The sequence below is a fragment of the Klebsiella grimontii genome, from assembly GCF_900200035.1.
GTDB classification, from domain to species: domain Bacteria; phylum Pseudomonadota; class Gammaproteobacteria; order Enterobacterales; family Enterobacteriaceae; genus Klebsiella; species Klebsiella grimontii.
The window spans coordinates 137978-149526 of record NZ_FZTC01000045.1; the positions used below are offsets into that span (position 1 = coordinate 137978).

Annotated in this window: 10 protein-coding genes, 1 tRNA gene and 2 rRNA genes; 9 read left to right on the forward strand and 4 right to left on the reverse strand. The window is 51.9% G+C overall.

All coding sequences use genetic code 11. From position 1 onward, the window contains the following. Positions 1 to 19 precede the first annotated feature (19 nt). The 6 genes from KOSB73_RS28070 (at position 20) to fis (ending at position 5090) form a co-directional block, all read left to right on the forward strand. On the forward strand, positions 20 to 262 hold the full coding sequence (locus KOSB73_RS28070; RefSeq protein WP_004139687.1) for a YhdT family protein: 243 nt from the start codon (positions 20 to 22) through the stop codon (positions 260 to 262). Continuing rightward, positions 252 to 1703: a sodium/pantothenate symporter gene (gene panF, locus KOSB73_RS28075; protein WP_004139683.1), complete on the forward strand. Its 1452-nt coding sequence runs from the start codon at positions 252 to 254 to the stop codon at positions 1701 to 1703. Before KOSB73_RS28070 ends, panF begins: the two co-directional genes overlap by 11 nt. 11 nt (positions 1704 to 1714) lie before the next feature. Then, positions 1715 to 2596: a 50S ribosomal protein L11 methyltransferase gene (gene prmA, locus KOSB73_RS28080; RefSeq protein ID WP_049086303.1), complete on the forward strand. Its 882-nt coding sequence runs from the start codon at positions 1715 to 1717 to the stop codon at positions 2594 to 2596. Positions 2597 to 2734: 138 nt separating this feature from the next. Continuing rightward, on the forward strand, positions 2735 to 3475 hold the full coding sequence (locus KOSB73_RS28085; RefSeq protein WP_049086302.1) for a carbonic anhydrase: 741 nt from the start codon (positions 2735 to 2737) through the stop codon (positions 3473 to 3475). A gap of 328 nt (positions 3476 to 3803) precedes the next feature. Next, on the forward strand, positions 3804 to 4769 hold the full coding sequence (gene dusB / locus KOSB73_RS28090) for a tRNA dihydrouridine synthase DusB (protein ID WP_024360647.1): 966 nt from the start codon (positions 3804 to 3806) through the stop codon (positions 4767 to 4769). Between the two features lie 24 nt (positions 4770 to 4793). Then, positions 4794 to 5090: a DNA-binding transcriptional regulator Fis gene (fis, locus tag KOSB73_RS28095; RefSeq protein ID WP_000462905.1), complete on the forward strand. Its 297-nt coding sequence runs from the start codon at positions 4794 to 4796 to the stop codon at positions 5088 to 5090. Between the two features lie 64 nt (positions 5091 to 5154). Here the strand turns inward: fis and envR are convergent, their stop codons facing one another. Then, positions 5155 to 5805, reverse strand: coding sequence for an acrEF/envCD operon transcriptional regulator (gene envR, locus KOSB73_RS28100; protein ID WP_049099696.1), 651 nt, complete (start codon positions 5803 to 5805; stop codon positions 5155 to 5157). Between the two features lie 378 nt (positions 5806 to 6183). On the opposite strand from envR, the gene KOSB73_RS28105 reads away from it, so the two are divergent. From KOSB73_RS28105 to KOSB73_RS28115, 3 genes are all read left to right on the forward strand, one after another. Continuing rightward, positions 6184 to 7323, forward strand: a complete 1140-nt coding sequence (locus tag KOSB73_RS28105; protein ID WP_004139667.1) for an efflux RND transporter periplasmic adaptor subunit — start codon at positions 6184 to 6186, stop codon at positions 7321 to 7323. A 13-nt stretch (positions 7324 to 7336) separates the two neighbouring features. Further along, a complete protein-coding gene (locus tag KOSB73_RS28110) occupies positions 7337 to 10447 on the forward strand; it encodes an efflux RND transporter permease subunit (protein WP_024360646.1) in 3111 nt (1036 codons plus the stop codon). Between the two features lie 282 nt (positions 10448 to 10729). Beyond that, a complete protein-coding gene (locus KOSB73_RS28115) occupies positions 10730 to 10951 on the forward strand; it encodes a putative periplasmic lipoprotein (RefSeq protein ID WP_004125860.1) in 222 nt (73 codons plus the stop codon). A 226-nt stretch (positions 10952 to 11177) separates the two neighbouring features. Here KOSB73_RS28115 and rrf (KOSB73_RS28120) read toward each other — a convergent pair. The 3 genes from rrf (KOSB73_RS28120) to rrf (KOSB73_RS28130) form a co-directional block, all read right to left on the reverse strand. After that, positions 11178 to 11293, reverse strand: a 5S ribosomal RNA gene (gene rrf / locus KOSB73_RS28120). A 39-nt stretch (positions 11294 to 11332) separates the two neighbouring features. After that, positions 11333 to 11408: transfer RNA gene (locus tag KOSB73_RS28125), tRNA-Thr, on the reverse strand. Positions 11409 to 11422: 14 nt separating this feature from the next. Beyond that, a 5S ribosomal RNA gene (gene rrf / locus KOSB73_RS28130) occupies positions 11423 to 11538 on the reverse strand. Positions 11539 to 11549 lie beyond the last annotated feature (11 nt).

Below are 11549 nucleotides of genomic sequence, written 5' to 3' on the forward strand. Positions count from 1 at the left end.
CATCCTCAGGGGACAAAAAATGGACAAGCGTTTTGTTCAGGCCCATAAAGAGGCGCGCTGGGCGCTGTGGCTAACCCTTCTCTACCTTGCGGCCTGGCTGGCTGCCGCCTATCTGCCGGGCGTCGGTATTGGTATCACCGGTCTGCCGCACTGGTTTGAAATGGCCTGCCTGCTGGTACCGCTGGTGTTTATTCTGCTGTGCTGGGCGATGGTGCGTTTCATCTTCCGCGATATTTCCCTGGAGGATAACGATGCAGTTTGAAATCATCGTTGTACTGCTCGTTTACCTGTTGGTCGTGTTTGGTCTGTCGATTTACGCGATGCGCAAACGCAGCAGCGGCAGCTTTCTCAGCGAATACTTTCTCGGTAGCCGTTCGATGGGCGGCTTCGTTCTCGCAATGACGCTAACCGCCACCTATATCAGCGCCAGTTCTTTTATCGGCGGGCCGGGAGCCGCCTATAAATATGGACTTGGCTGGGTGCTGCTGGCGATGATTCAGGTGCCAACAATCTGGCTGTCATTAGGGATACTCGGCAAAAAGTTCGCCATTCTGGCGCGGCGCTATAACGCGATTACCCTTAACGATATGCTACAGGCGCGCTACCAAAGCCGCGCGGTCGTCTGGATAGCGAGCGTAAGCCTACTGGTCGCCTTTGTCGGGGCGATTGCCGTGCAGTTTATCGGCGGCGCCCGCCTGCTGGAAACCGCCGCCGGCATCAAATATGAAACGGGCCTGCTGATCTTCGGCATCACTATCGCGCTGTACACCGCCTTCGGCGGCTTCCGCGCCAGCGTCCTCAACGACACGATGCAAGGTATGGTCATGCTGATCGGCACCATCGTCTTGCTGGTTGGCGTCGTACACGCGGCAGGCGGATTGCATAACGCCGTGGATACGCTGCAGCATATCGACCCGAAGCTGGTATCGCCGCACGGAGCGAACGATATCCTCACTCCGGCATTTATGACCTCCTTCTGGGTTCTGGTGTGCTTCGGGGTTATCGGCCTGCCGCACACCGCCGTGCGCTGCATCTCTTATAAAGATAGTAAAGCGGTGCACCGCGGCATCATCATCGGTACCATCGTTGTCGCGATCCTGATGTTTGGTATGCATCTGGCCGGCGCGCTGGGTAGAGCCGTTTTGCCCCACCTGACCGTCCCGGATCAGGTTATCCCGACCCTGATGGTGCAGGTTCTCCCCCCCTGGGCTGCGGGTCTGTTTCTGGCGGCCCCGATGGCCGCGATCATGTCGAACGTCAATGCCCATTTATTGCAGGCTTCAGCTACGATCATTAAAGATCTTTGGCTCAGCGCTCAGCCGACGAAAAAACATAATGAACAGAAGCTAAAGCGGATCTCAACGATCGCCACGCTGGTGCTGGGGATCCTGATGATGCTGGCCGCCTGGCGTCCGCCTGAGATGATCATCTGGCTCAACCTGCTGGCGTTCGGCGGCCTTGAGGCCGTGTTCTTATGGCCGCTGGTTCTGGGTCTGTACTGGGAACGGGCGAATGCAACAGGCGCATTGAGCGCGATGATCGTCGGCGGCGTACTCTATGCCATACTCGCCACTTTTAATCTTCAGTACCTGGGCTTCCATCCGATAGTGCCCTCGTTGCTGTTAAGCTTATTGGCTTTCCTGGTCGGAAACCGGTTCGGTACCTCCGCCCCGCAAGCCGCCGTATTGACTACTGATAAATAAAGAGTTTTGCCATGCCATGGATCCAACTGAAATTGAATACTACCGGCGCGAACGCGGAAGAGCTGAGTGATGCGCTGATGGAAGCGGGTTCCGTTTCCATTACTTTCCAGGATACTCACGATACGCCGGTATTCGAACCTCTACCGGGTGAAACCCGTCTGTGGGGCGATACGGACGTTATCGGTCTGTTTGACGCCGAAACCGATATGGCAGAGGTGGTCGCCATTCTGCAGCAGCATCCGCTGTTGGGCGTCGGTTTCGTGCATAAAATCGAACAACTGGAAGATAAAGACTGGGAGCGCGAGTGGATGGATAACTTCCACCCTATGTGCTTTGGTCAACGACTGTGGATTTGCCCGAGCTGGCGCGATGTTCCGGATGAAAACGCCGTGAACGTGATGCTCGACCCGGGCCTGGCGTTTGGTACCGGTACGCATCCCACCACCGCGATGTGCCTGCAGTGGCTGGATGGACTCGATCTCGCGGGTAAAACGATTATCGATTTTGGCTGCGGCTCAGGCATTCTGGCTATCGCGGCATTAAAGCTGGGCGCGGCGAAAGCTATCGGTATTGATATCGATCCGCAGGCCATTCAGGCCAGCCGCGATAATGCCGAACGTAACGGGGTCTCTGAACGCCTGGAACTTTATCTGCCCAAGGATCAGCCAGAGGCGATGAAAGCCGATGTGGTGGTCGCCAACATTCTGGCTGGCCCATTACGCGAGCTGGCCCCTCTTATCAGCGTGCTGCCGGTTACAGGCGGTCTGCTGGGGCTTTCCGGTATCCTTGCCAGCCAGGCGGAAAGCGTTTGTGAAGCCTACGCCGAGCTCTTTGAGCTCGATCCCGTCGTGGAAAAAGAGGAGTGGTGCCGGATTACCGGTTATAAAAAGTAATCTCTCCTTGTGGCCTCATCGCAGGCCACAACTTTTCGCGTTTTCTGTACATAATCTTGCGCTCAATAAGAATAAGATGATGAGGTAACGTATTGTAGTTACCAATAAAATCATCATTCTATTCATCGGACGAATTATATGAAAACATCTTTAGGCAAGGCGGCATTGTTGGCGTTAAGCATGATGCCCGTTACGGTTTTCGCTTCCCACTGGAGCTATGAAGGCGAAGGTTCGCCGGAACACTGGGGGGCGCTCAATGAGGAGTATAAAACCTGCCAGAACGGCATGAACCAATCCCCCATCAACATCGATGCCACGTTCAAAACCCACCTTTCACCGCTGGATACGCACTACATCGATGGCCCAATCACGCTCATTAATAATGGCCATACCATCCAGGCGGCGCTAAAGACCACGACAGCGGACACCATTACGATTGACGGTACGCCATTTATCCTCCAGCAGTTCCATTTCCATGCCCCGAGCGAAAACACGGTCCACGGCAAGCACTATGCGATGGAGATGCATCTGGTACATAAGAACGCTAAAGGCGCCGTCGCCGTGGTGGCGGTGATGTTCGAGCAGGGCGCGGAAAATACAGAACTGAACAAGCTGTGGGCCACCATGCCCGAGCAGGCTGAGCAGACGGCTAAAATTGTCACGCAAATGGATCTCAACGTCCTGCTTCCCGTAGATAAAACCTACTGGCGCTTTAGCGGCTCTCTGACCACTCCGCCTTGTTCAGAAGGGGTAACCTGGATTGTGCTTAAGCATCCCCTGACCCTTTCTTCAGCGCAGCTGGCAAAATTCAGCCACGCTATGCATCACGATAACAATCGTCCGGTACAGCCGCTGAACGGTCGCGTGGTCATAGAGTAAACATCAGAGATGCTTCACGATCATGTTCTGAAATGAGAGCTAACTCACATAAAGCCAAGGTAATTTGCTGATTTCTTCAGCAGATTATCTTGCCCGCAGCCGGCTCCGGGAAGAAAAAATGAGAAGTTAGACAAAATTATATGTGTAGATAAATTCATCACATATTTTTAATGCAATGATTTATAAAGCTAATTATTCATGGACGCTAATCTTCACGGCGATTCTTTGATCCACCGCAGAGGATTGCTCAAAGTTTGGCCTTTCATCTCGTGCAAAAAATGCGTAATATACGCCGCCTTGCAGTCACAGTATGGTCATTTCTTAACTCATGCGCATCGGACACTACCAGCTCAGGAATCGACTCATCGCAGCGCCTATGGCTGGCATTACTGACAGACCATTCCGGACGTTGTGTTACGAGATGGGAGCAGGATTGACCGTATCCGAGATGATGTCCTCCAACCCGCAGGTTTGGGAGAGCGACAAGTCCCGCTTACGGATGGTGCACGTTGATGAGCCCGGTATTCGTACCGTGCAAATCGCCGGCAGCGTGCCGGAAGAGATGGCTGCAGCCGCCCGTATTAACGTGGAAAGCGGCGCCCAGATTATTGATATCAATATGGGGTGTCCGGCTAAAAAGGTGAATCGTAAGCTTGCAGGTTCAGCCCTCTTGCAGTACCCCGACCAGGTGAAGTCCATCCTGACGGCGGTCGTCAAAGCAGTGGACGTTCCCGTAACTCTCAAGATTCGCACCGGTTGGGAACCGGAACACCGTAACTGTGTAGAAATTGCCCAACTGGCTGAAGAATGTGGCATTCAGGCTCTGACTATTCACGGACGCACGCGCGCCTGCTTGTTTAACGGAGATGCTGAGTACGACAGTATTCGGGCAGTTAAGCAGAAAGTTTCCATTCCGGTTATCGCGAATGGCGACATTACTGACCCGCTTAAAGCCAGAGCTGTGCTCGACTATACGGGGGCAGATGCCCTTATGATAGGCCGTGCCGCTCAGGGAAGACCCTGGATCTTTCGGGAAATCCAGCACTATCTGGACACTGGAGAGCTGCTGCCCCCGCTGCCGTTGGCAGAGGTTAAGCGCTTGCTTTGTGCACACGTTCGGGAACTGCATGGCTTTTATGGCCAGGCAAAAGGGTACCGAATCGCACGCAAACACGTATCCTGGTATCTGCAGGAACACGCTCCAGATGACCAGTTTCGGCGCACATTCAACGCCATAGAAGATTCCAGCGAACAGCTGGAGGCGTTGGAGGCATACTTCGAAAATTTTGCGTAATAGAAATAAAGAGCTGACAGAACTATGTTCGAACAACGCGTAAATTCTGACGTACTGACCGTTTCTACCGTTAACTCTCAGGATCAGGTGACTCAAAAGCCCCTGCGTGACTCGGTTAAACAGGCACTGAAGAACTATTTTGCTCAACTGAACGGTCAGGATGTTAATGATCTGTATGAGCTGGTACTGGCTGAAGTAGAACAGCCCCTGTTGGACATGGTGATGCAATACACCCGCGGTAACCAGACCCGTGCTGCCCTGATGATGGGCATCAACCGTGGTACTCTGCGTAAAAAATTGAAAAAATACGGCATGAACTGATACTAATCAGTTAAATGTTTGATATAAAAGGCGCTCTTCGGCATGGGGAAGCGCCTTTTTTATTTCATTGATTGTAATGGCTCACTGTCGCCAGCTGTCGTGTAGTCCCACAAAGGATCGACATAATATTATCAACCAAAGCGGGCGCCTGGCGATACAGATCAAATTGTCCCGGCTCCACCAGCCAGTTTTTAATAATACCGGTAAACGCGCTGTGTAAAACAATTAATGAAACTTCAACATTCGTTTCCGCTGGTAATAATCCGTTACGAATACAGAGCTGCAAAATCCCGCCAATAATCGGATAACTAAATCCAATTCTCTTACGAATCTCAGCTTCCGGCATCATGTCGCTGGAAAACTCACATTTCTGATACAGAATTTGCATCAACGCACGCTGACGGGGATTATTGGCGATATATTGTAAACCAATAATAAATTTTTCTCGTAGCGTGCTGAGTGGATCCTGATCGTCTTTAAGGTTAAATTCATGCTGAAGCAGGTCGCGTAGCGGCAGCTGCTGTTGCCACATTTCATTAAATAGCTCCGCTTTGCTCGCAAAGTGCCAGTATACCGCTCCGCGCGTGACGCCAGCAGCATCAGCAATATCGGCTAAGGTGGTGCTGGTCACGCCGCGTAGGGCAAACTGCTGAATGGCGGACTCAATCAGAAGCTGCCGGGTCTTTAGCGCATCTTCTTTCGTTCTTCTAGGCATACGGTGCTCCACTCAACGCCAGATTGAGAGTGTGGGAAATAGCTGAATAGGTATAAACCTAGCATCTGACAATCAATATTGTTTAGCAAAAATACAGATAAGATAAATCTCAAACTAAAATAAAATAAATACATACAACAAATAATTAATCCCAATTCATTCATGAATTAAATATCAATGTAAGCAAATTTTAATTTGAGATCATTCTAAAAACATAATCCCTGATATTTTGTTTTTACGTGCCTTGCTGATGGATAAAAAATAACTATGTCTTACATCCACCGTTTTTTATTTGTAGGATAACAAACCGCATTTTAATTCATTATTTCTTGCACAGATTCGTGGCCAAGTCAGGCTCATAATCTATAAGGAACAGCAATGACACCTCATGTCAGGGTTACACTTTTATCCAGCCTTATCATCTCGGCTATCTTGCTCAGCGGTTGCGATAATTCAGGCGATGGGCAACCACATGCACAGATACCCCAGGTTTCCGTTTATGTGGTACACAGCGCGCCGCTATCCGTCACCACGGAGCTACCCGGCCGCACATCAGCCTACCGCGTCGCGGAAGTCCGCCCGCAGGTGAATGGAATAATCCTGCAGCGTAACTTTGTCGAAGGTAGCGATGTCAGCGCAGGACAGTCGCTTTATCAAATCGATCCGGCGACCTATCAGGCAGCTTACAACAGCACAAAGGGCGATGAAGCGAAAGCGGAGGCCGCAGCCGCCATCGCCCATTTAACGGTAAAACGCTACGCGCCTCTTCTCGGCACAAAATATATCAGCCAGCAAGAGTACGATCAGGCGGTGGCGACCGCACGCCAGGCTGATGCCGATGTTATCGCTGCAAAAGCAGCCGTGGAAAGCGCGCGTATTAATCTGGCCTACACCAAAGTGACCTCTCCCATCAGCGGCCGTATCGGCAAATCGAGCGTGACCGAAGGCGCCCTGGTGACGAACGGTCAGGCCGACGCGATGGCGACGGTACAGCAGCTCGACCCCATTTATGTGGACGTTACCGAATCCAGTAATGATTTCATGCGCCTGAAACAGGAAAGTCTGCAGCACGGCAATGACACCAAAAACGTGCAGTTGATTATGGAAAACGGTCAGCCTTATACGCTTCAGGGCGCTTTACAGTTTTCTGATGTCACCGTGGATGAGAGCACCGGCTCAATTACGCTACGCGCGATTTTCCCTAACCCACAGCACGCTTTGCTGCCAGGAATGTTTGTTCGCGCCCGCATTGATGAAGGCGTGTCGCCGAATGCCATTCTCGTTCCCCAGCAGGGAGTCACCCGCACGCCGCGCGGCGAGGCCAGCGTGATGCTCGTTAATGACAAAAACCAGGTGGAAACGCGGGCTGTCACCGCTGCGCAGGCGATTGGCGATAAGTGGTTAGTCACCAGCGGTCTGAAAGCCGGTGAAAAAGTTATCGTCAGCGGTCTGCAGAAAGTACGTCCCGGCGTCACCGTGAAGGCCGAAGAGGATACCGCGACGTCCGTCGCGCAATAAGGTACAAATCCCTATGTCTAAGTTTTTTATTCATCGACCGGTCTTCGCCTGGGTGCTGGCGATCATCATGATGATTGCTGGTGGCCTCGCGATTATGCAGCTACCGATTGCACAATACCCGACTATCGCGCCGCCAGCGGTGGCGATCTCCGCAACCTATCCGGGTGCGGACGCGCAAACCGTTCAGGATACGGTGACTCAGGTTATCGAACAGAACATGAACGGTATCGATAACCTGATGTACATGTCCTCAACCAGCGATTCTGCAGGCGGCGTGACCATCACTCTGACCTTTACGTCGGGTACGGATCCGGATATTGCGCAAGTTCAGGTGCAGAATAAACTCCAGCTGGCGACGCCGCTTCTGCCTCAGGAAGTACAGCAGCAGGGGATTAGCGTCGAGAAATCAAGCAGTAGCTTCTTGATGGTTGCTGGATTCATCTCCGATAACGCCAGCACCACTCAGGATGATATCTCTGACTATGTCGCATCGAACGTCAAAGATACCATCAGCCGCCTTAACGGCGTTGGCGATGTACAGCTCTTCGGGGCGCAGTATGCAATGCGCGTCTGGCTGGACGGCAATCTCCTGAATAAGTACAACCTCACGCCTGTCGACGTCATTAACCAGCTACAGATACAGAACGATCAGATTGCAGCAGGCCAGCTTGGCGGTACGCCAGCCCTTAAAGGCCAGCAGCTAAACGCCTCCATCATTGCTCAGACACGGCTGAAAGACCCGGCAGAGTTTGGCAAAGTGACGCTGCGCGTGAACGCGGATGGCTCAGTGGTGCATCTGAAAGATGTGGCGCGTATTGAGCTGGGTGGTGAGAACTACAACGTTGTCGCTAAAATCAATGGAAAACCGGCTTCAGGCTTGGGAATTAAACTCGCTACCGGCGCCAATGCCCTCGATACTGCCGCTGCGATTAAAGCGAAGCTTGCCGAACTGCAGCCATACTTCCCCCAGGGGATGAAGGTCGTCTATCCTTACGACACCACGCCGTTTGTGAAAATCTCAATTCATGAGGTCGTGAAGACGCTGTTTGAGGCGATTATCCTCGTCTTCCTGGTAATGTACCTGTTTTTACAGAATATCCGGGCCACGCTGATCCCCACTATTGCGGTTCCGGTCGTCCTGCTCGGCACCTTTGCCGTCCTGGCAACGTTCGGTTACTCCATCAATACGCTAACCATGTTTGGCATGGTGCTGGCAATAGGCCTTCTGGTCGACGATGCTATCGTGGTGGTGGAAAACGTCGAACGCGTCATGGTTGAAGAGAAGCTTCCGCCAAAAGAGGCGACGGAAAAATCGATGGCGCAAATACAGGGGGCGCTGGTTGGCATTGCCATGGTGCTCTCGGCGGTGTTTGTCCCGATGGCCTTCTTTGGCGGTTCTACGGGAGCGATTTATCGGCAATTCTCTATCACCATCGTCTCCGCCATGGCGCTGTCCGTACTGGTGGCGCTGATCCTGACCCCCGCGCTTTGCGCTACATTATTGAAACCCGCATCAGCCGATCATCATGAGAAAAAAGGATTTTTTGGTTGGTTTAACGCGAAATTCGATCGTAGCGTGAGCCACTACACTAACAGCGTTAGTGGGATCCTGCGCTGTACCGGACGCTATCTCATCATCTATTTGCTGATCGTTGTGGGTATGGCCGTGCTCTTTGTGCGCCTGCCCACCTCCTTCTTGCCGGATGAGGATCAGGGGGTATTTATGACCATGATCCAACTGCCTTCAGGCGCAACGCAGGAGCGCACGCAAAAAGTGCTCGATACGGTTACCGATTACTACCTGCATAAAGAGAAGGCGAACGTTGAAAGCGTCTTTACCGTTAACGGCTTTAGCTTTAGCGGTCAGGGCCAAAACTCCGGTATGGCGTTTGTCAGCCTGAAGCCATGGGAAGAACGCAGTGGTTCCGAAAATGGCGTTGAGGCCATCATCAAACGAGCAACCGCCGCCTTCAGCCAGATTAAAGATGCCATGGTCTTCCCTTTCAACCTGCCGGCTATTATCGAGCTGGGTACGGCCACGGGTTTTGACTTTGAGCTTATCGATCAGGGCAACCTCGGCCATAGCGCGCTAACCCAGGCCCGTAATCAGCTCCTTGGTATGGTGAGAGAGCATCCGGATCAGCTGGTACGCGTTCGCCCGAATGGGCTCGAAGACACGCCGCAATTCAAGCTGGATGTCGATCAGGAGAAAGCTCAGGCTCTGGGTATTTCGCTATCCGATATCAATGAGACCATTTCCGCGGCGCTGGGGGGATATTACGTCAACGACTTTATTGACCATGGGCGAGTGAAAAAAGTCTACGTTCAGGCCGATGCAAAATTCCGTATGCTGCCGAGCGATATCAATAATATGTACGTCCGCAGCGCGAATGGCGAAATGGTCCCGTTCTCCGCTTTTGTGACTTCGCGCTGGGTTTATGGCTCCCCGCGACTGGAGCGCTACAATGGTTTGCCCTCTATGGAAATGCTTGGCGAAGCGGCGCCCGGGAAAAGTACCGGTGATGCGATGATTTTAATGGAGCAATTGGCCAGCAAGCTTCCTACTGGGATCGGCTACGACTGGACGGGGATGTCTTATCAAGAACGTTTATCCGGTAATCAGGCGCCAGCTTTATATGCCATTTCACTTATCGTTGTCTTTTTGTGTCTTGCGGCGCTTTATGAAAGCTGGTCTATTCCCTTCTCCGTCATGCTCGTCGTTCCATTAGGGGTGGTTGGAGCACTGCTGGCAGCGTCGTTACGTGGGCTTAATAATGACGTTTATTTCCAGGTGGGTTTATTAACAACTATCGGCCTGTCTGCGAAAAACGCTATTCTTATCGTTGAGTTTGCGAAAGACCTGATGGATAAGGAAGGCAAAGGAATTATCGAAGCCACACTTGAAGCATCTCGTATGCGTTTACGCCCTATCCTGATGACTTCGCTGGCCTTTATCCTGGGGGTTCTGCCTCTGGTAATTAGCCACGGAGCCGGCAGCGGCGCCCAAAACGCGGTCGGTACCGGCGTTATGGGCGGAATGCTGATGGCGACATTGCTGGCTATCTTCTTCGTCCCCGTCTTCTTCGTGGTGGTAAGACGCCGTTTTACGAAACACGCAGAGTAAATACTCTTATCTAAAGGCACCTTTCTGGTGCTTTTTTTTCGTCTGCGTATCGGTAACTATCCTGATGATATTAAATGTATTTATTAATTTTTAATAATTGCCGCGGTTTCCCATACACATTATTTATCTATCGTCTTCTGACTTTCTTCACGATATTTACGTTACTCATAAATTGAGATTATTTACTCTAGCGGCGCCCTGTATTGCTGATGATAAAATAAACCGTTCCGTAGGTGTATGGGTTCTCCAATACAGCGAAGCGGATTATTTAGAGGTAACATCATGAATAAATTTATTATAGTGGCATTGCTGGCAACGCTGCTCGCCGGCTGTGCGCACGACTCTCCGTGTGTGCCGGTTTATGATTCTGAAGGTAGATTAGTCCACACCAATACCTGTATGAAAGGAACGACCCAGGATAACTGGGAAACTGCTGGCGCGATTGCCGGAGGCGCAGCCGCGATAGCTGGTCTGACGCTCGGTATCGTGGCATTGACGCGTTAATTCCTTTCTCTTCTCTGACATGACAGGTACCGGAGTCATATCCGGTACCGCTTTCCCCGAAGGTAAGCCCCACGATGCTTAAACTGTATTGCCCGCTGCTGAAGCCCGGACAAAGCTCCCTCGGATAACAGCGAGCGGATGAAACGTCATTGCCGGATATGATTTTTTCGTGGACGCAAAAACGCAAAAAGCCCATCCGTCAGGATGGGCTTTTCACTTATTTGATGCCTGGCAATGCCCTACTCTCACATGGGGAGACCCCACACTACCATCGGCGCTACGGCGTTTCACTTCTGAGTTCGGCATGGGGTCAGGTGGGACCACCGCGCTATCGTTGCCAGGCAAATTCTTTTCAAATCGCCGAACTTTAACCTAAAAAACTGGTGCTGATACCCAGAGTCGAACTGGGGACCTCACCCTTACCAAGGGTGCGCTCTACCAACTGAGCCATATCAGCACACTTAATTTGATGCCTGGCAGTTCCCTACTCTCACATGGGGAGACCCCACACTACCATCGGCGCTACGGCGTTTCACTTCTGAGTTCGGCATGGGGTCAGGTGGGACCACCGCGCTACTGCCGCCAGGCAAATTCTGTT